This window comes from Streptomyces zaomyceticus (assembly GCF_014656215.1).
In the GTDB taxonomy this organism is placed as follows: domain Bacteria; phylum Actinomycetota; class Actinomycetes; order Streptomycetales; family Streptomycetaceae; genus Streptomyces; species Streptomyces zaomyceticus.
The window spans coordinates 1-18,917 of the sequence record NZ_BNBZ01000032.1; the positions used below are offsets into that span (position 1 = coordinate 1).

General features: G+C 72.0%; 17 protein-coding genes and 1 pseudogene. 8 read left to right on the forward strand and 10 right to left on the reverse strand.

What is annotated here, in order from left to right:
* Window positions 1-1,525: pseudogene (locus tag IE311_RS29995) on the forward strand (AfsR family transcriptional regulator); the annotation flags it as partial.
* 63 nt (window positions 1,526-1,588) lie between these two features.
* Here IE311_RS29995 and IE311_RS30000 read toward each other — a convergent pair.
* From IE311_RS30000 to panB, 3 genes are all read right to left on the reverse strand, one after another.
* Complete coding sequence (locus IE311_RS30000; protein ID WP_189834985.1) at window positions 1,589-2,443, reverse strand: ABC transporter permease; 855 nt, start codon at window positions 2,441-2,443, stop codon at window positions 1,589-1,591.
* Window positions 2,440-3,432 (reverse strand): ATP-binding cassette domain-containing protein, encoded by a 993-nt coding sequence (locus tag IE311_RS30005; RefSeq protein WP_189834986.1) that lies wholly within the window; start codon window positions 3,430-3,432, stop codon window positions 2,440-2,442. Before IE311_RS30005 ends, IE311_RS30000 begins: the two co-directional genes overlap by 4 nt.
* 117 nt (window positions 3,433-3,549) lie before the next feature.
* Complete coding sequence (gene panB / locus IE311_RS30010) at window positions 3,550-4,413, reverse strand: 3-methyl-2-oxobutanoate hydroxymethyltransferase (RefSeq protein ID WP_189834987.1); 864 nt, start codon at window positions 4,411-4,413, stop codon at window positions 3,550-3,552.
* Window positions 4,414-4,627: 214 nt separating this feature from the next.
* On the opposite strand from panB, the gene IE311_RS30015 reads away from it, so the two are divergent.
* The 4 genes from IE311_RS30015 to IE311_RS30030 all read left to right on the forward strand — a co-directional run bounded on the left by IE311_RS30015 (window position 4,628) and on the right by IE311_RS30030 (window position 9,621).
* A complete protein-coding gene (locus IE311_RS30015; protein ID WP_189834988.1) occupies window positions 4,628-6,280 on the forward strand; it encodes an MFS transporter in 1,653 nt (550 codons plus the stop codon).
* A 68-nt stretch (window positions 6,281-6,348) separates the two neighbouring features.
* Window positions 6,349-6,990 (forward strand): TetR/AcrR family transcriptional regulator, encoded by a 642-nt coding sequence (locus IE311_RS30020; RefSeq protein ID WP_189834989.1) that lies wholly within the window; start codon window positions 6,349-6,351, stop codon window positions 6,988-6,990.
* Between the two features lie 231 nt (window positions 6,991-7,221).
* Entirely contained in the window at window positions 7,222-8,244 is a 1,023-nt protein-coding gene (locus IE311_RS30025) for an endonuclease/exonuclease/phosphatase family protein (RefSeq protein WP_189834990.1), read from the forward strand.
* A 123-nt stretch (window positions 8,245-8,367) separates the two neighbouring features.
* Window positions 8,368-9,621, forward strand: a complete 1,254-nt coding sequence (locus IE311_RS30030) for an MFS transporter (protein WP_189834991.1) — start codon at window positions 8,368-8,370, stop codon at window positions 9,619-9,621.
* On the opposite strand, the gene IE311_RS30035 is transcribed toward IE311_RS30030, so the two are convergent.
* Entirely contained in the window at window positions 9,587-11,347 is a 1,761-nt protein-coding gene (locus IE311_RS30035; RefSeq protein ID WP_189834992.1) for an NAD+ synthase, read from the reverse strand. The two genes, IE311_RS30030 and IE311_RS30035, sit on opposite strands and share 35 nt — an antisense overlap.
* A 268-nt stretch (window positions 11,348-11,615) precedes the next feature.
* On the opposite strand from IE311_RS30035, the gene IE311_RS30040 reads away from it, so the two are divergent.
* Both IE311_RS30040 and IE311_RS30045 read left to right on the forward strand, forming a co-directional pair.
* Window positions 11,616-12,410: a DUF998 domain-containing protein gene (locus IE311_RS30040; protein WP_189834993.1), complete on the forward strand. Its 795-nt coding sequence runs from the start codon at window positions 11,616-11,618 to the stop codon at window positions 12,408-12,410.
* The gene (locus tag IE311_RS30045; RefSeq protein ID WP_189834994.1) at window positions 12,407-13,213 is read left to right on the forward strand and encodes an alpha/beta fold hydrolase; all 807 of its coding nucleotides are present in this window, start codon (window positions 12,407-12,409) and stop codon (window positions 13,211-13,213) included. Before IE311_RS30040 ends, IE311_RS30045 begins: the two co-directional genes overlap by 4 nt.
* Here the strand turns inward: IE311_RS30045 and IE311_RS30050 are convergent.
* The 4 genes from IE311_RS30050 to IE311_RS30065 all read right to left on the reverse strand — a co-directional run bounded on the left by IE311_RS30050 (window position 13,198) and on the right by IE311_RS30065 (window position 15,701).
* Window positions 13,198-13,617, reverse strand: a complete 420-nt coding sequence (locus IE311_RS30050; RefSeq protein WP_189834995.1) for a CBS domain-containing protein — start codon at window positions 13,615-13,617, stop codon at window positions 13,198-13,200. The two genes, IE311_RS30045 and IE311_RS30050, sit on opposite strands and share 16 nt — an antisense overlap.
* Window positions 13,618-13,883: 266 nt before the next feature.
* Window positions 13,884-14,528, reverse strand: a complete 645-nt coding sequence (locus tag IE311_RS30055; RefSeq protein ID WP_189835047.1) for a DUF305 domain-containing protein — start codon at window positions 14,526-14,528, stop codon at window positions 13,884-13,886.
* 17 nt (window positions 14,529-14,545) lie between these two features.
* Complete coding sequence (locus IE311_RS30060; RefSeq protein ID WP_189834996.1) at window positions 14,546-15,193, reverse strand: DUF3105 domain-containing protein; 648 nt, start codon at window positions 15,191-15,193, stop codon at window positions 14,546-14,548.
* A gap of 73 nt (window positions 15,194-15,266) precedes the next feature.
* Entirely contained in the window at window positions 15,267-15,701 is a 435-nt protein-coding gene (locus IE311_RS30065) for a hypothetical protein (protein ID WP_189834997.1), read from the reverse strand.
* 248 nt (window positions 15,702-15,949) lie between these two features.
* Here IE311_RS30065 and IE311_RS30070 point away from each other — a divergent pair, with 248 nt between their 5' ends.
* Window positions 15,950-17,311, forward strand: coding sequence for a glutamine synthetase family protein (locus IE311_RS30070; protein WP_015033133.1), 1,362 nt, complete (start codon window positions 15,950-15,952; stop codon window positions 17,309-17,311).
* Between the two features lie 625 nt (window positions 17,312-17,936).
* Here the strand turns inward: IE311_RS30070 and IE311_RS30075 are convergent.
* Window positions 17,937-18,368: a VOC family protein gene (locus tag IE311_RS30075; RefSeq protein ID WP_189834998.1), complete on the reverse strand. Its 432-nt coding sequence runs from the start codon at window positions 18,366-18,368 to the stop codon at window positions 17,937-17,939.
* Window positions 18,369-18,379: 11 nt separating this feature from the next.
* Window positions 18,380-18,880, reverse strand: coding sequence for a pyridoxamine 5'-phosphate oxidase family protein (locus tag IE311_RS30080; RefSeq protein WP_189834999.1), 501 nt, complete (start codon window positions 18,878-18,880; stop codon window positions 18,380-18,382).
* Window positions 18,881-18,917: the final 37 nt, after the last annotated feature.

The following is an 18,917-nucleotide window of genomic DNA, read 5'->3' on the forward strand; positions in this document are numbered from 1 at the left end:
GTCCGGGGAGCGGGCGGCGGTCGAGCGGCGCCATCTGACGTACTACCGCGAGCTGGCCCGACGCACCGACCCCGAACTGCGCGGTGCCGGACAGGTCACCGCGATCGCCCGCTTCGGGTCCGAGTACGGCAATCTGCGCACCGCCCTGCGCCGCGCCGTCGACGGCCACGACGAGGACGAGGCGCTCGTCCTCGTCCACTCCCTGCTCTGGTACTGGCAGATGCGCGATCTGCGCTCCGACGCCCTGCACTGGTCGCGGGCCGTCGCCGCCCTCGGCCCCGACCCGTTCACACCGCCCGCCGCTCCCGTCGTCCCCCTGGACGAGCCGTGCACGGCCGCGCCGCCGCCGCTCTCCGAGGAACAGCGCTGGGAGGCCCGGCGCGGGGTGCGGCTCGTCGAGCTGATCAACATGGACCACGAGACCGGGCGCTGGACCAGCCCCGGGGGTGTCGAACGGCTCCGGGAGATGACCGACGTCTACGAGCCGGGCCTACCCCAGGCCTCCCGGCTGCCCGGCTCCCTCGCCGTCTTCGCGGTCATCCTCATCGGCGAGGCCGGCCGGCTCCGCGAACTGCTCGACTCGACCATCGACTCCTGCCGCCGCTACGGCTACGAGTGGGAGCTCGCCAACGCCCTCCAGATGCGGGCCAACATGTTCGCCAACCGGGGTGACCAGTCCGCGGAGGCGATCGCCGACGCCGACGAGAGCCTGGCTCTCTTCGTCCGGCTCGGTGACGCCTGGGGTGCGGCCGAGGCGCTCTCCTCCCGCGCGGAGGCCCATGAACGCCGGCTCGAGTTCGAGGACGCGGCCGAGGACTTCGCCGCCGCCATCGGCTACGCGGAGCGGATCGGTGCCCAGTCGCAGACGGCGCTGCTGCGGGCCCGGTACGCCGGGACGCTCGTGGAGACCGGGCGGCTCGACGAGGGCGAGGCGATCCTGCGCGAGATCGTGGACGGGGACCACGGCTGGGGCCACGAACCCGTGCTCGGCGCCCGTATCTTCCTCGCCCTGGCGCTCGGCCGCAGCGGTCGCACCTGCGAGGCGCGGGAACAGCTGCACGCGCTGCGGGGGGAGTTCAGCTCCGAGACCCTCTCCATCTTCGAGGGCTTCACGCTCGGCAGCCTGGGATGGCTGGACGCCCTCGACGGGCGGTACGGCTCCGCCCTCGCCCTGGCCTCGGAGGCGTACGAGCGTTCTCTCGGCTCGCTGTCGATGATGGTCGCCCCGCAGATGCCCGGGGTCCATCTGGTCACCGCGGCCTGGGCGCTGGCCGGTCTCGGCGGCCCGGAGACACGGACCGGGGCGGTGCTGCTCGGGGCCAGGGACGGCCTGGTCCCGCCGGGGCACCGCGTGCCGCCGATGGAGCGGGAGAACCTGGAGCGGGCGACGGAGCTGGCCCGGTCCGTGCTCGGCGAGGAGGCGTTCGCGGTGGCGCACGCAGAAGGCGACGGCCTCTCCTTGGAAGAGGCCGCCGCCCTGCTCGGTCGCGCCGCCGACGCGATCAGTGAGCGCGCCGAGTCCTGAACCCCCGTCGGAATCCCGGTCGGAGTCCCGTCCGGAAACCCGGCAGGGACCCCTGCGGTGGACTCAGGTCTTCTTGCGGAACTTGGCCACCGCCACGGGGGCCGTGACGACCGTGATGGCCAGGGCCCAGCCGAGGGTCATCCACACGGAGTGGGCGACCGGGCCGCCGTTGATCAGGTTCCGGGCGGCGTCGGCGAGGTTCGACAGCGGGTTGTAGTCGGTGAAGGTCTCCAGCCAGCCCGGCATCGAGGTCGTGGGGGCGAAGATCGAGGAGCCGAACTGCAGCGGCATCAGGACCAGCATCGCCATGCCCTGGACGGCCTGGGCGGTCTTCAGGGTGAGGCCGAGCAGGATGAAGATCCACATGAGCGACGCTCCGAAGACCATCGAGAGGCCGATGGCCGCGAAGAGGTGCAGCACCGAGGTGTGGATCTCCAGGCCGAGCAGGAAGCCCATGCCGAGCAGGATCGCGGTGGCGATCAGCATCCGGCCGACCTCGACGACGATCTTCGCGATCAGGACGGAGGACCGGGCGATCGGCATCGTCCGGAACCGGTCCATGACCCCCTTCTTGAAGTCGTCGTTGATGCCGACGCCGACGGCCATCGCGATGTTCATGCCCATCATCGCCATCAGGCCCGGCGTCACGTAGTTCACGTAGACGTCGTTGTTGCCCTTGCCGGAGATCGCGCCGCCGAAGACGTACACGAAGAGCAGGATGAAGATGATCGGCATCAGGACGGCGTCGAACATCGACTCCGGGTCCTGCTTGATCTGGAGGGCGTTGCGGCGCGCCAGGGCGCCGATGTGGCGGAGGTTGGCCCGGAGGCCGATCCGGCCCTCGGCGACGGGCTCGCGGCGCGCGGCGGCCGGACCCGGGGATCCGACGGGGGGCTTGGTGACCGTGGTCGTGCTCATGCGGCGACCTCCTCGTTGATCTCGTCGGAAACGGTGGTCTTCTCGCCGGTGATCGCCAGGAACACCTCGTCCAGGCTGGGCAGATGGGTGCCGATGTGGGCGATCCCGAAGCCCCGCGCGCCGAGCAGCGCCACGACGGCGGTCAGCTGCTGGTCGGTGAGGATCGGCACGTACAGCGCGCCCTCGTCGGGGACGACGGTCGAGCCGGCGACCCCGTCGAGACCGGTCTCGCGGAGCGCGGCGGCCATCGCCGGCAGCTGGTCCGGGTCCACCGGGCGGACCTTCAGGGTCCGGCCGCCGACCTTGGCCTTGAGCTCGTCGACGCCGCCCCGGGCGATGACCTTGCCCTTGTCGATGACGGTCAGCTCGCTGGCGAGCTGCTCCGCCTCCTCCATGTACTGGGTGGTGAGGAGGACGGTGACGCCCTCGGAGACCATCCGCTGGACCTCGTCCCACACCTCGTTGCGGGTGCGGGGGTCGAGGCCGGTGGTCGGCTCGTCCAGATAGAGGACGGCGGGCCGGCCGATCATCGAGGCGGCGAGGTCGAGCCGGCGCCGCATGCCGCCGGAGTAGGTCATCGCGGGCCGCTTGGCGGCGTCGGTGAGGGAGAAGCGCTCCAGCATCTCGTCGGACCGGCGGCGGGCGTCGGCGCGGGAGAGGTCGAGCAGCCGCCCGATCATGTACAGGTTCTCCCAGCCGGACAGCTTCTCGTCGACCGAGGCGTACTGACCGGTGAGCCCTATGGTGCGGCGCAGCTGGCGGGGGTGCTTCACCACGTCGTACCCGGCGACGAAGGCGGTGCCGGCGTCCGGGACGAGGAGGGTGGAGAGACAGCGGACGAGGGTGGTCTTCCCGGCGCCGTTCGGGCCGAGCACGCCGAGGACGGTGCCCTCCCGTACGTCCAGGTCGACCCCGTCGAGGGCCTTGGTGGCGCCGAAGTGCTTCACGAGGCCCCGGACCTCGACGGCGTTGGTGTGTGATCGCGTCATGGCCATCACTAGACCAGGCGCCACCGACAATCCCCCGACAGACGACCGACAGCCCGCCGATGGGGGATGTCGGCGGGCTGTCGGGTGGTGCCGCAGTGGCTGTGTGGGCCTGTCGGACTAGTGGAAGGTGTGCTCCTCGGCCGGGAACACCCCGCCGCCGACGTCCTCCGCGAAGGCGCGCGCGGCGTCGCCGAGCGTCTCGCGGAGGTTGGCGTACTGCTTGGTGAAGCGCGGGACCTTGCCGCCGGTCAGGCCGGCCATGTCGGTCCAGACGAGCACCTGGGCGTCGGTGCCGGCGCCCGCGCCGATCCCGATGGTCGGGATGTGCAGCGAGCGGGTGACCTCGGCGGCCAGCTCGGCCGGTACGAGCTCCAGGACGACCGCGAACGCGCCCGCGTCCTGGGCCGCCTTGGCGTCGCGGAGCAGCTTGTGCGCGGCCTCGTCGGAGCGGCCCTGGACCCGGTAGCCCATGGTGTTCACGGACTGCGGGGTGAGACCCAGGTGGGACATGACGGGGATGCCGGCCTGGACGAGCAGCTCGGTCTGCGGCAGCGAACGCTCGCCGCCCTCCAGCTTGATCGCGCCGACGCCCGCGTCCTTGACCAGCCGGGTGGCGTTGCGCAGGGCCTGGACGGGCCCTTCCTGGTACGAACCGAAGGGGAGGTCGCCGACGACGAGGGCGCGCCGGGTGCCCCGGACGACGGCGGCGGAGAGCAGCGTCATCTCGTCCATCGTGACGGGCACGGTGGTGTCGTAGCCGAGGTGACAGTTGCCCATGGAGTCGCCGACGAGGATGACCGGGATGCCGGCCTCGTCGAAGACGGAGGCGGTCATCGCGTCGTAGGCGGTGAGCATGGGCCACTTCTCGCCGCGGGTCTTGGCGGCGGCGATGTCGTGGACGGTGATGCGGCGTGTGCCCTTGCCGCCGTACAGCGCCTTGCTGCTGTCGGCGGACGGGTTCTGGGCAGCCTGAAGCGTCATGGTCAACGGCTCCTTGTGTCATCTCGAGGCGCCCTGACGGCGTCCCCGGACCACATCCATGGTGGCACTTCGCCGGGCGAGCGGGGAAGTGGGCCGTAGTGGCGCTCTTCACACCGGTGCCCGGCGGGGCGTTCACCTGCCCGCAACGTAAAGACTCGGTCAGGGATTACGATACGAGACGGTCTCGTATCGAAATTGCTCTACGGTGGTGGGCATGTCACAGCCGTCCTCTCCACCCGCCGCGCCCGCCGGGCCCCGCATCCCCGAGGCGGTCCACCGCCGCCGCTGGGCCGTCCTCGGCGTGCTGATGCTCAGCCTGCTGATCGTCGTCCTCGACAACTCGATCCTGAACGTCGCCGTCAAGACCATCGCCGCCCCCGCGCCCACCGGCATCGGCGCCACCCAGGGCGAGCTGGAGTGGGCGATCAACTCGTACACCCTCGTCTTCGCCGGCCTCCTCTTCACCTCCGGCCTGCTCGGCGACCGTCTCGGCCGCAAGAAGGTGCTGCTCTTCGGCATCACCGTCTTCGGCATCGGCTCCGCCCTCGCCGCGCTCTCCGGCTCCCCGGGCGAGCTCATCGCGTACCGGGCCGTCATGGGCCTCGGCGCCGCCTTCGTCATGCCCGCGACCCTCGCCGTCCTCATGAACGTCTTCGAGCGCGACGAGCAGCCCAAGGCCATCGGCATCTGGGCCGGCAGCGTCGGCCTCGCCATCGCGATCGGCCCGATCACCGGCGGCATCCTCCTCGAACACTTCTGGTGGGGATCGATCTTCCTCATCAACGTGCCGGTCGTCCTCCTCGCCCTCGTCCTGATGACGTGGCTCGTCCCCGACTCCCGGGACCCGAAGCCCGGCCGGATCGACATACCCGGCGTGCTGCTCTCCGTCGTCGGACTCGTCCTCCTCGTGTACGGGATCATCCGCGGCGGCGAGCTGGCGAGTTTCACCGACGTCACCGTCCTCGCCCCGGTCCTCGGCGGCCTCGCCGTCCTGGTCCTCTTCGTCCTCCACGAGCGGCGCAGCGACCACCCGGCGATCGACATGGGGTACTTCAGGAGGCCCGCGTTCTCCGCGGCCGTCGCCGCCATCGCGCTCGTCTTCTTCGCCCTCATGGGCGTGACCTTCTTCTCCGCCTTCTACCTGCAGAGCGTCCGCGGCTACAGCGCGCTCCAGTCCGGCCTGCTCATCCTGCCGCTGGCCGTCGCGCAGATGGTGTTCGCGCCCCGGGCGCGGCTCGTCGTCGAGCGCTTCGGCGCCAAGGCCGTGTGCACCGTCGGCATGCTGCTCGTCGCCCTCGGCCTCGCCGCCTTCGCCCTCTTCGACGCCTCCACCCCGATCTGGGTCATGGAGATCGTCTTCTTCCTCCAGGGCGCGGGCATGGCGCACATCATGCCGCCGGTCACGGTCGCGATCATGCAGGCGCTGCCCCGCGAGAAGGCCGGCTCCGGCTCGGCGATCAACAACACCTTCCGGCAGGTCGGCGGCGCGCTCGGCGTGGCCGTCCTCGGCTCGGTGCTCTCCTCCACGTACCGCGGGGAGATCGAGGGACACCTGGGCGCCGTCCCGGAGGCCCTGCGCGCCACGGCGGGCGAGTCCGTCGAGGCCACCCTCGCGGTCGCGGAGAAGCTCGGCCCGGCGGGCCGGGACCTGGTGGCCCCCGCGTACGACGCCTTCCTGGACGCCATGCACGTCACGGCGATCGCCTCGGCGGTGATCGGTGTGATCGGCGCGGTGGTGGTCGCGGTCTTCCTCCCGGGCCGCACCCCGGCGGGAGCGGCCGGGCCCGGAACCGGAGGCGCCGGCGACGAGGGGCGGGCCTCCGTGCCCGGCCCCTCCGCCGAGGCGGGAGAATCGGCCCGACGGTAGAACCCCCGTACCCGGAAGCGGCCGGACCCCCGGAAGCCGCCGGACCCCCGGACGAGAGTGGAGCGCACGTGTCGCGGCAGGACGACGGGACCCCCGGAACCCCGGACACCCACGGCCGGGAGCAGGCCCCCCGCCGCGGGCGCCCCCGGAGCGAGGGGGTCGAGCGGGCCGTCTTCGACGCGGTCGTCGGCCTCCTGGACGAGGGAGTGCCGCTCGCCGAACTGTCCGTCGAGCGGATCGCCCGCACCGCCGGCGTCGGCAAGGCCACCCTCTACCGCCGCTGGACCGGCAAGGAGGAGCTCCTCGTCGACCTGCTCCGCTCGGTGGAACCCCCGGACCCGGTGCTCCCCGGCACCTCGGTCCGGGGCGACCTCGTCGTCCTCATGGAGTCGCTGCGCGAACGCGGAGTCGCCAAGCGGACCTCCAGCCTGCTCCACAACGTCTTCGGGCAGATGCAGCTGTATCCGAGGCTGTGGGAGATCTACCACGTCACCGTCATCGAGCCGCGCCGCCGCCTCACCCTGGACACCGTGCGGCGCGGGATGGAGCAGCGGGAGATCCGCGACGACCTCGATGTCGAGTTCGTCGCGGACCTCCTCACCGGCCCCCTGCTCCTGCGCACCGTCATCCGCCCCGGCGCCTCCCTGGAGCCCGGTCTCGCCGAGCGGGTCGTCGACACCGTGATGGAGGGTCTGCGCCCGCGCGGCTGACCGGAGCGAAGACGTCCGCGGGGCCGACGCCGCCGCGACGAAAGCCCCGGCCAAATGTGCGCGTTCTGTCACAGCCCGCCCGAACGCGCCACCTGCAGGAACCCGCCACGCCAACGCTGTCGTCCCTCGGGACGTACGACGGACCCGTCATCGCCTAGTGTCGACGTCGGGTCACGGAGCAAGGCAGCAACGCAGCAAGGCAGCACGGCAGCAAGGCAGTGAGGACGGGCGATGGCGCGGGTGGACATGACGGAGACCGAGCAGGGCGGCGCGGGGAACGAGCCCCCCGCCTCCCGCTTCCGGACCGCCCTCGACGGGCTCCGCCACGACCGGGGAATCTGGCGCCGGGGCATCGTGCTCGCGTTGTTCGCCGTCGCCCTCACCCTGCTGATGGTCTTCCACTCCGACATCCCCAACCGGATCGGCAACCTGGGCAGCCTCACCGAGACCTTCCTGCCCTGGCTCGGCCTCTTCGTCCCGGTCCTGCTGGTCCTCGCCCTGCTGCGCCGCTCCGCCACCGCGCTGATCGCCCTGCTGCTGCCGGCCGTGGTCTGGCTGAACGTCTTCGGGGGACTCGTCGCCGACAAGTCGGCCGCGGGCGGCGACCTGACCGTCGCCACCCACAACGTCAACGCCGACAACCCGGACCCCGCGGGCACGGCCCGCGTGCTCGCCGAGTCCGGCGCCGACGTCCTGGCCCTGGAGGAGCTGAAGGGCGACATGGTCCCGGCGTACGAGAAGGGCCTGGCGAAGGCCTATCCGTACCACTCCGTCCAGGGCACGGTCGGCCTGTGGAGCAAGCTGCCGCTGCGCGCCGCGCAGCCGGTCGACATCCGGATGGGCTGGACCCGCGCCATGCGCGCCACCGTCGTCACCCCGAAGGGCGAGGTCGCCGTGTACGTCGCCCACCTGCCGTCCGTCCGGGTCAAGCTGAACGCCGGCTTCACCGCCAACCAGCGCGACGTGAGCGCGAACGCCCTCGGCGAGGCGATCTCCGACGACCGGCACGAGCGGATCATCCTCCTCGGCGACCTCAACGGCACCATGAACGACCGCGCGCTCAACGCCGTCACCTCGCAGCTCCGCTCCACCCAGGGCGCGGCCGGAGACGGCTTCGGCTTCAGCTGGCCGGCCTCGTTCCCGATGGCCCGCATCGACCAGATCATGGTGAAGGGCGTCGAGCCGATGTCCTCCTGGGCCCTCCCGGAGACGATGAGCGACCACCTGCCGATCGCGGCCCGGGTCACACTCTGACCACCCTTTCCGGTCCTTGCCTCCCTTTTCGATCCTTTCCGCCCCATTCGTCGGAGAGGCGGGAAGAAATCGTCTGAGAGCCTTTGTTCCGTCGAAGAACTATCTTCAGGAAAGGCTCCCCCCATGCCCCTGGCGCTGCTCGCGCTCGCCGTCTCCGCCTTCGGCATCGGCACCACCGAATTCGTGATGATGGGCCTGCTCCCGCAGGTCGCCGACGACCTCGGCACCTCCGTCCCCACCGCCGGGTACCTCGTCTCGGCGTACGCGATCGGCGTCGTCGTCGGCGCCCCGCTGCTCACCGCCCTCGGCTCCCGCATCCCCCGCAAACGGATGCTGCTCCTGCTGATGGCCCTCTTCACCGTCGGCAACCTGGCCTCCGCCCTCGCCCCCGGCTTCGGCTGGCTCATCGCGGGCCGGGTCCTCGCCGGGCTCCCGCACGGCGCCTTCTTCGGGCTCGGCGCCGTCGTCGCCGCCCGCCTCGTCCGCGAGGACCGGCAGGCCCGGGCGGTGGCCACGATGTTCCTCGGCCTGACCGTCGCCAACATCCTCGGCGTACCCGCCGCGACCCTGCTCGGACAGCACCTCGGCTGGCGGGCCACTTTCCTCGTCGTCTCCGTCGTCGGCCTGCTCGCCATGGCCGCGCTCGCCCGCCTCGTCCCGCACGTCCCCGTCGACGAGCGGCAGGGCCTCGGCCGCGAGGTGCGCGCCCTCGGCCGCCCGCAGGTGCTGCTCGGCCTGCTCACCGCCGTCTTCGGCTTCGCCGGAGTCTTCGCCGTCTACTCGTACCTGGCCTCGATGACCACCGAGGTGATGGGCTTCGGCGACTCCACCGTCACCGTCGTCCTCGCCCTCTTCGGCCTCGGCATGACCGGCGGGGCGCTCGCCGCGGGCCCGCTGACCGACCGGGCGCTCCGCCCGACCCTGTACGGCTCGCTCGGCGCCCTCGTCCTCACCCTCGTCGCCTTCCGCTTCACCGTCCACGTGCCCTGGCTCGCCCTGGTCACGGTGGTGGTGCTCGGCGCGGTCGGCTTCATGACCACCACCCCGCTCCAGATGCTGGTCATGAACAAGGCCAAGGACGCCCCCACGCTCGCCTCCGCCTCCAACCACTCCGCCTTCAACCTCGCCAACGCGGGCGGCGCCTGGGCGGGCGGCGCGGCCGTCGCCGCGGGCTGGGGCTGGACCTCGCCCGCGCTCGTCGGCGCGGGGCTCACCGTGGTGGGTCTCGCGGTCGCCGCGGTGGCGGGTCTCCTCGACCGCGACGGCGGTACGCGGAAGGGGGCCTCCCGCGTGATCGCGGGAAGCCCCCTCAGGACGGCCGGGCAGGAGGGCGAACCGGCCGTCAGCCGGCCGGGTTCTCCCGCCAGCGGTTCGTGACCGGCAGCCGCCGGTCCTTGCCGAAGCCCTTCGCCGAGATCTTGGTGCCCGGCGGGTACTGGCGCCGCTTGTACTCCGCCGTGTCCACCATCCGCAGCGTCCGCGCGACCAGCTCCCCGTCGTAGCCGGCGGCCACGATCTCGTCGAGGCCCCGGTCCTGGTCCACGTACAGGGCGAGGATCGCGTCCAGGGTGTCGTAGTCCGGCAGCGAGTCCGTGTCGACCTGGTCCGGGCGCAGCTCGGCGCTGGGCGGCTTGGTGATCGAGCTCTCCGGGATAGGCGGGGTCTGACCGCGCTCCTCGGCCGCCCGGTTGCGCCAGCGGGCGAGCCGGAACACGGTCGACTTGTAGACGTCCTTGATGGGCCCGAACGCGCCGACGGAGTCGCCGTACAGCGTCGAATAGCCCACCGCCAGCTCGGACTTGTTGCCCGGCGCGAGGACGAGGTGCCCCTCCTGGTTGGAGAGCGCCATCAGCGTCGTGCCGCGCAGCCGCGACTGGAGGTTCTCCTCCGCGAGGCCGGTGAGCCCGAGCGAACCCATGTACGCGTCGAACATCGGCTCGATCGACACCGTGCGGTAGTGCAGCCCGGTGCGGCGGGCCAGCTCGGCCGCGTCGCCGCGCGAGTGGTCGGAGGAGTACTTCGAGGGCATCGACACCCCGTACACGTTCTCCGCGCCGAGCGCGTCGCAGGCGATGGCCGCGACGAGCGCCGAGTCGATGCCGCCGGAGAGACCGACGATCACCGAGCGGAAACCGTTCTTCGCGACATAGGCGCGGACCCCGATGACCAGCGCGGAGTACACCTCCTCGTCGTCGTCGAGCCGGTGCGCGTAACCGCCCGCCAGCTCCGGCTCGTACGAGGGCAGCGGCTCCTCCGAGAGCACCACGCGATCGATCCGCAGCCCGTCGTCCACGACCCCCTCCGGGGCGTCCGGACCGGCCGCCGGAAGCTCCAGGTCCAGCACGACGCTGCCCTCGACGAACTGCGGGGCGCGGGCGATCACTTCACCGGCCGCGTCCACCACGATCGAGTCGCCGTCGAAGACCAGCTCGTCCTGCCCGCCCGTCATCGCCAGATACGCGGTGACGCACCCGGCCTCCTGCGCCCGCTTGCGGACCAGGTCGAGCCGCGAGTCGTCCTTGTTCCGCTCGTACGGCGAGGCGTTGACCGACAGGAGCAGCCCCGCCCGCGCGCTGCGCGCCGCGGGGACCCTGCCCCCCTCCTGCCACAGGTCCTCGCAGATCGCCAGGGCCACGTCGACCCCGTGGACCCTGACCACCGGCAGCGTGTCGCCCTGCACGAAGTAGCGGTACTCGTCGAAGACGCCGTAGTTGGGGAGATGGTGCTTGGCGAAGCGCAGCACCACCTCGCCCCGGTGCAGCACGGCGGCGGCGTTCTCGGGCGAACCGGCGGGCCGGCCGAGCCGCGGCTCCGCCCGCTCGGAGCGGTCCAGATAGCCGACGACGACCGGCACCTCCCCGAGGCCCTCGTCCGCGATCCGGCGGGCGAGGCCGCGCAGGGCCGAGCGGGACGCCTCGACGAAGGAGGGGCGCAGCGCGAGGTCCTCGACGGGGTATCCGGTCAGCGCCATCTCGGGGAACGCGACGAGATGCGCGCCCTGTCCGGCGGCGTGCCGGGTCCAGTGCACGATCGCCTCGGCGTTCCCGGCGATGTCTCCGACGGTCGAGTCGATCTGATTCAGGGCGAGGCGTAGTTGAGGCACCCGCCCAGTGTAATCGTCAAACCGACGCGATGTCCTGGGAAACGGCTGTGGAAGGGGGGCGGGGGCGTTCGTGGGGCGGTGTGCGGGGCGGTTGCGCGAGGGCGGTGTGCGAGGCCCTTCGCCGCCTGGCCGTGCCCCATGGCGAACGCTGACGACCACTGACGGCCTCCGGAGACCACTGACGCCCCGGCAGAAACGGCCCGGCTCGCCGTGCGGATGCGCCCCTACCGGGGTCAACCGTCCGCCAGGCCGTAGCGTCAGACCCACTATGCCCGGAAAAGTGACACGAGCCTCGGCCGCCCTGCTGGCCCTCGGAGCGCTCGCGTACACCGCGTGGGTCCTCGAAGTCCTCGTCCACACCGGGCTCGACCCCGTCCGGACGTACGTCTCCGAACTGGCGGCGGAGGACCAGCCCCTGGGTGCCTTCTTCCGGGCCACGGACCTGGTGGCGGGGGCGCTGATCCTGGCGGGAGCGGTGACGGGGCTGCTGGGGACGGGGCGGCCGACGGGCATGGAGCGGCCGAGGAGAACGGGGCGGCCGACGGGCACGGGACGGCTCACGGGGCCGGGTCGCCCACCGGAGGGCGGTCGCTCCTCCGGTCCCCGCCGCCCCACCTCCCACGAGCCCTGGGCGCTCGCCGGCTGGATCGCGCTCGCCGTCTTCGGGGCCGCCACCGTCGCCGACTCACGGCTCCCGCTCAGCTGCGCCGCCACCGCCGACCCCGCGTGCGCGGCACGCGAGAGCGCCGGTCTGGTGCCCGCCACCCATACGGCCCATGCCGCCAGTTCCGGTCTCGCCATGACCGCCGCCCTCGTCGCCCTGGTCGCCCTGACCGTCGCCGCCCGTCGCCTCGACGGCCGGTGGCCCCTCGCCCGTACCGGCCCGGCCCTCGTCGCCGTGGAGCTCGCCGCCACCGTCTGGACCCTGGGGGCCGTCGCCGCCTTCGAGGCCGGGAACGGCACCTGGGCCCTCGGGGCGGGCCAACGGCTCCAGGTCCTCCTGGTCGCGGTCTGGCTCGCGGTCCTCGCGTACTCCCTCGCCGTCTCCCAGGAGGAACGATGACCTTCGTAAGGATCGGGGGAGCGGCCCACCACGTCGTCGTCGACGGCTCCGGCCCGGTCTGCGTCCTCAGCGCGGGACTCGGCCTGAGCTGGTTCGACTGGGACCCGGTCGTCCCGCTCCTCGCCCCGCGCCGTACGGTCGTCCGCTTCGACCGCCCCGGACACGGCCTCTCCGCGCCCGCCGTCGCCCCGCCCACCGCCGCCGGCGAGGCGCACCGGATCGCCGCACTGCTCGACGCCCTGGGCCTCACCGGGCCCGCCACCGTCGTCGGGCACTCGATCGCCGGGTTCCACGCGGAGGCCTTCGCCCGGCTCCACCCGGACCGGACAGCCGGCCTCGTGCTCGTCGACTCGTCGGTGGAGGAGCGCCCCCGCCCCTCCCGTACGGCCGCCCTGGCAGACCTGCTCGGCCCCGCCCTCGCCGCCACCGGCCTCCCCGCCGCCCTGGGCCCCGCCGTCCGCCGCGCGGCCGTGCGGCACGACCGGGCCCCGACCGCCCTCGTCCGCCGCGTCTACCGCACCTCACGCGTGCTGCGCGGCACCCTCCTGGAGAACGCCCGGTACGGAGCCGTCGCCGCCGAGCTCCTCGCCCTGCGCACCACCCACCCGCTTCCGCCGGGCCTCCCCGCCACCGTCCTCGCCGCCCCCGAGGGCTCCGCCCGCTGGGAACGGCGCCAACGCGCGCTGGCCCGACGGCTCGGCGCCCACTACGAGGCGGCCGTGCCGTCGGGCCATCTGGTCATGCTGGACCGCCCGGACGCGGTGGCCCGGGCGGTGCTGCGCCCCGGTCAGGAAGAGGCGTAGACGCTCGCGCAGAACGCCTGCATCTGCTCGTCCGACAGGTGCTGGGCCAGATCGGCCTCGCTGATCATGCCGACGAGCCTCTTGCCCTCGATGACGGGCAGACGCCTGATCTGGTGGCTCTGCATCTCCTCCAGGACGGCGCCCACGTCGGCGCCCGCCTCGACCCAGCGCGGGGTGCCCTTGGCCATGTCGCCACAGGTGATCCTGGCCGGGTCGTGACCCATGGCCACACAGCCGACGACGATGTCGCGGTCCGTGAGGATGCCGCAGAGCCGCTCGTTCTCGTCGGCGATGGGCAGCGCGCCCACGTTCATGTCGCGCATCATCTGCGCGGCGCGGTCGAGCGTCTCGTGTGCCGGGATCCACTGGGCCCCGGGATGCATGATGTCCTTCGCCGTGGTCATGAGGCACGTACCTTTCGTCGAACGCGGTCATCCGTACGTCCCCGAGCCCCATCCATTGTCGGCGCACGCTCCGAGCACCGCGACTTCTCGACGTACGGCCCGCAGCGGCCCCCGCCACGCCGGACCGGGCCCGGTCCACAGGGCCGTGGCGGGCTGTGCCGTCCCGGGTCGGGCCGTGGCGGGTGCCGTCCCGGGCCGGCGCATGCCACGGCCCCCGTGACCGCGGCGGTGCGGGTCACGGGGGCCGGGGGTCCGACGGGTCGGCCTCAGGCGCCGCGCTTCCTCAGCATGTCCGCCATCAGCAGCATCTCGGACTTCTGGGCGTCGACCATGCCCTGGGCGAGATTGCGCTCGACGTCCACCGAGCACTTCTGCACACAGCCCTCGGCCATGTGGACCCCGCCACGGTGGTGCTCGGTCATGAGCTTCAGGTACAGCACCTCGGCCTCGCGGCCACTGGCCCGGCGCAACTCGTCGAGCTGGGCGTTGGTCGCCATGCCCGGCATCAGCGCCCCGTCGAGCGGACCGGTGTCACCGGAACCGCCCATGCCCATCCAGGTCATCGGCTCGACGCCGGACTCGACCTTGGGGAGCCCCCACAGGTCGAGCCAGCCGAGCATCATGCCCCGCTGGTTGGCCTGGGTGTTGGCGATGTCGTACGCCAGGCGGCGCACCTCCTCGTCCCGGGTGCGGTCCCGGACGATGAACGACATCTCGACGGCCTGCTGGTGGTGGACCGACATGTCCCGGGCGAAACCGGCGTCCGCGGAGAGGGACGCGGGTGTCCGCGGCGCCTCCTCGCGCTCGGCGGAGGCGACGGTGACGGCGCCCCCGGCGAAGAGCAGGGCGAGCGCGACGGCGGTGACCGCCGCCCACTGCGTCCGGTTGGGCCGCCGTGCCGGGGCCGGCAGGAGGTCCTCGTCGCCGGTCACTGCGACAGCCCGCCGGTGCAGGCGGCGCCCGGCTCGGGGGTCTGCGGACCCTGGACGTACTTGGTGAAGAAGGCGTCGATACGGGGGTCGCTCGCGTTGTCCACGGTGACCTGCTTGCCCCAGGCGGACAGCATGATGGCGCCGGCCTGGTCGTCCACCGGGCTCATCAGCGTGTACTTGGTCTTGCCGACCTTGTCCTCGAGCTTCTTCACGTCGTCGGCGGCGGCCTTCTTGTTGTACGTCACCCAGACGGCGCCGTGCTCGAGCGAGTGCACGGCGTTCACCTCGGCGATGGCCTTCTTGTAGACGACGCCGTCGCAGTTCATCCAGACCGGGTTGTGGTCGCCGCCGACCGGCGGCTTCATGTCGTACTTCACGGCCGTCTCGACGTGGTTGCGGCCGAGCTTCTTGGCGTCCCAGGTCTTCTCGGCGGTGATGGGGGCCTTGGCGGCCGCGTCCTTCTTGTCCTGCTCGTCGGACTTCTTCATCAGCACGAAGGTGCCGAAACCGACGAGGCCCAGGACGACGACGCCCGAGACACCGATGGTGATGAAGCGGTTGCGGCGCTCACGCGCCTGCTCGGCGCGGCGCATCTCCTCTATTCGGGCGCGGCGGTCGGCGTTGGCGGAGCGGTTGGCGGCCATGGTGGTGTCGTCCTTCTTCAGGGGTGGGGTGGAGTTCGGGGGTGGACGTGCGGGGGCGGGACGCCCGCCGCCGCTACGTCCGGAGAACTTGAAGGACGTGCAGGTCCGGCGCGCGAGGGCGGGCGCCCGAACGGCGCGCCGGGCCGTCACCCGACGGCGGGTCGAGGCGCGGCGGGCCGCCCGCCGCGTGCGGCGGAGGGTCGAGCGGGGGCGCGCTGAGCACCGCGGGGGAGAGGGAGGGGAAGAGGGAGCAGCCGCCGCGGTCGTAAGGACAGACGTACTCGACGGCGACCTCGCCGACGGCGTGGTCGGCGCCGGTCACGGTGGTGGTGGGGGCGGCCGCGTTCCCCGCCGCCCGCGCGCCCGTGTGGGCTCCGGCGGGCGCGTGATGGCTGCCGGGCCCGGACCCCAGACAGAAGAAGAGCGCGGCGAGGAGCGTCGCCACGGCACTCACCAGTGCCATGGGACGCGCGTGCCGGGACGGGCGTACGAGCCGTGGGGCCCCCATGGGCGGAGATCGTAGTGGGCGTGGGCCCTCCGTGGGCCGAACGGGGTACCACTCGGTACCGACGGGTGTGCTCCGGAGGGGTGTACCGACACCCGGACGCGGGCCTTCCCGCGTTACCTGAGTCACACCGGAGCAGGCACTATGGGTGTGCAACGTGCGCGAAACCATGTGGTGGGATGCTCAGGTGCCCCCCGATGTTGCCGAGGCGGTGGGAGCAGGCGGCCTGACCAGCGAGGATGGGTGTGGAAATGGACAAGCAGCAGGAATTCGTGCTCCGAACGCTCGAGGAGCGCGACATCCGCTTCGTACGCCTGTGGTTCACCGATGTGCTCGGCTTCCTCAAGTCGGTGGCCGTGGCGCCCGCCGAGCTTGAGCAGGCCTTTGACGAGGGCATCGGGTTCGACGGCTCCGCGATCGAGGGCTTCGCCCGCGTATACGAGTCGGACATGATCGCCAAGCCCGACCCGGGCACCTTCCAGATCCTGCCGTGGCGGGCCGAGGCGCCGGGTACGGCCCGGATGTTCTGCGACATCCTGATGCCCGACGGGTCGCCGTCGTTCGCGGACCCGCGCTACGTCCTGAAGCGGGCCCTGGCCAAGACCTCGGACCTCGGCTTCACCTTCTACACCCACCCCGAGATCGAGTTCTTCCTGCTGAAGGACAAGCCGCTCGACGGCACCCGCCCCACCCCGGCGGACAACTCGGGCTACTTCGACCACACCCCGCAGAACGTGGGCATGGACTTCCGCCGTCAGGCCATCACGATGCTCGAATCGATGGGCATCTCGGTGGAGTTCAGCCACCACGAGGGCGCGCCGGGCCAGCAGGAGATCGACCTCCGCTACGCCGACGCCCTCTCCACGGCGGACAACATCATGACGTTCCGTCTGGTCATGAAGCAGGTGGCGCTGGAGCAGGGCGTCCAGGCGACGTTCATGCCGAAGCCGTTCTCGGACTACCCGGGCTCGGGCATGCACACCCACCTCTCCCTCTTCGAGGGCGACCGGAACGCGTTCTACGAGTCGGGCGCCGAGTACCAGCTCTCCAAGGTCGGCCGCTCCTTCATCGCGGGCCTCCTGAAGCACGCCGGCGAGATCTCCGCGGTCACCAACCAGTGGGTCAACTCGTACAAGCGCATCTGGGGCGGCTCGTCCCGCACGGCGGGCTCGGGCGGCGAGGCCCCCTCGTACATCTGCTGGGGCCACAACAACCGCTCCGCCCTCATCCGCGTCCCCATGTACAAGCCGGGCAAGACGGGTTCCTCGCGCGTCGAGGTCCGCTCCATCGACTCGGGCGCCAACCCGTACCTGACCTACGCCGTCCTCCTCGCCGCCGGCCTCAAGGGCATCGAAGAGGGCTACGAACTCCCGGCCGGCGCCGACGACGACGTCTGGGCCCTCTCCGACGCGGAACGCCGCGCGATGGGCATCGAGCCGCTCCCGCAGAACCTGGGAGAGGCGATCGCCCTGATGGAGAAGAGCGAACTGGTCGCGGAGACCCTCGGCGAGCACGTCTTCGACTTCTTCCTCCGCAACAAGAAGCAGGAGTGGGAGGAGTACCGCTCCGAGGTCACCGCCTTCGAACTCCGCAAGAACCTGCCGGTGCTGTAAGCACAGGTCGGAGCGGGTAGAACCCGGAGTTGACGATCAGGGCCGACGGTCGCGAACCGTCGGCCCTGAGTCGTCCCACTGGGCTCTGGGCGCTCTCCGGGCCGTCAGACGCCGGCTGCCATGGTTGCGCTCTCCATGGTTGCCCTCCCGCTCCTGAACCCAGGAAAGCTCCTGCGCACATCGACTCTGCACCAGCGCAGTGGGAAGGCGTGCGCCCCCGAGCGCCCGTCCATGTCCGTCGTGCATCGGTGTACGCCTTCCGAGCGGCGTGGTCTCCCGCGACGCTTACCTGGTCCGAGGGTCCATCAGCACCGGGGGGAACCGTGGCCCGTTCGCAGTCCAAGTGCGGAGCACCTACGCAGAAGGGGACCAGTTGTCAGCGGCTGGCCATGGTGGGCGCATCCCGGTGCGACCGCCATCGCGGCGACTGGTCCACGTACACGATCCAGAAGCGCAAGGAAGCCGAGCGCGAGGCGAAGGCGAAGCGGCGGAAGTGACGCCGTGAGTCTCGCGGGAACCCGCCGGTGCCGCAGGTGCTCGCGGCGGGCGGGGCCCGTGCCGGCTCAGGGCCGGCGGCTTCGTGCCGGCGGCCCTGAGGCGTCGTGTTTCGCGGGGTGTGCCCCGGCTAGCGTTCCGTCAGTTCCGTCGGGGCCTCCTGGACCAGCCAGCCGTTGCCGTCCGGGTCGGCGAACGTCATGAACGAGTTCCAGGTGCCGCCCTTGCCGTCCTCCCAGCCCGTCGCGCCCACGTGCTGGATCGCGGAGACCTCGACGCCCCGGGAGAGCAGGTCGGCGCGGGCGGCCTCGATGTCCGTGACGCAGAACTGGAGGTTCTGGAGCGTGCCCGGCGTCATCTCCTTCGTGCCCGGCATCGGCGGCATCCCGCTCAGCAGCGCCAGCGAACAGCGTGAGCCCGGTGGCGTCAGCTGCACGATCCGTGTGCCCGGCGCGACCTCGTCGTCCAGGTCGACCGTGAAGCCGCACTTCTCGCCGTAGAAGTCCTTCGCCCGGTCCAGGTCGGTGACCGGGACCGGGACGACTTCCAGGGTCCAGTTCATGGGTGCTCTCCTCAGAAACGCCAGCGGGTCTGGCCGAAGGGCTCGCCCTTGGCGAAGCCGAAGGCCGTGCGAGGCGCGACCGCGAACACCAGGGCCGTACCACCGTCGCCCACGAACGCCCCGTCGCGCACCTCGAACCGCCATTCCTCCCCGTACTTCTCCACGTACGCATCCGCCAGCGCCCGCAGCCGGTCCTCGTCCGTCACCCGGGCCGCCTCCCCCTCGACCACCAGGTCGAAGCCCTCGCCGAGCGTGGGCGTGCCCGTGGTGAGGACCACCGACCGGTTCCCGGTCAGGTTGCGGGCCTTGCGCTCGTCGGGGCCGGTGCAGAAGTGGAGCGCGCCGTGCGACCAGACGGCGATCAGCGGGGTCACGTGCGGGCGGCCGTCCGGGCGCACGGTCGTCAGCCAGTAGACCTCTGCGGCCGCGAGCCGTTCCTCGGCGTCCGGCCAGGGCGCCGCGCCCGCCTTGTCGTCGCTGTACCGGGGGTCGAGGGCGGTCTGCGGGTCCATCGCCGTTCCCTTCGTCGCGTACGCCTGCTCCGGCGTC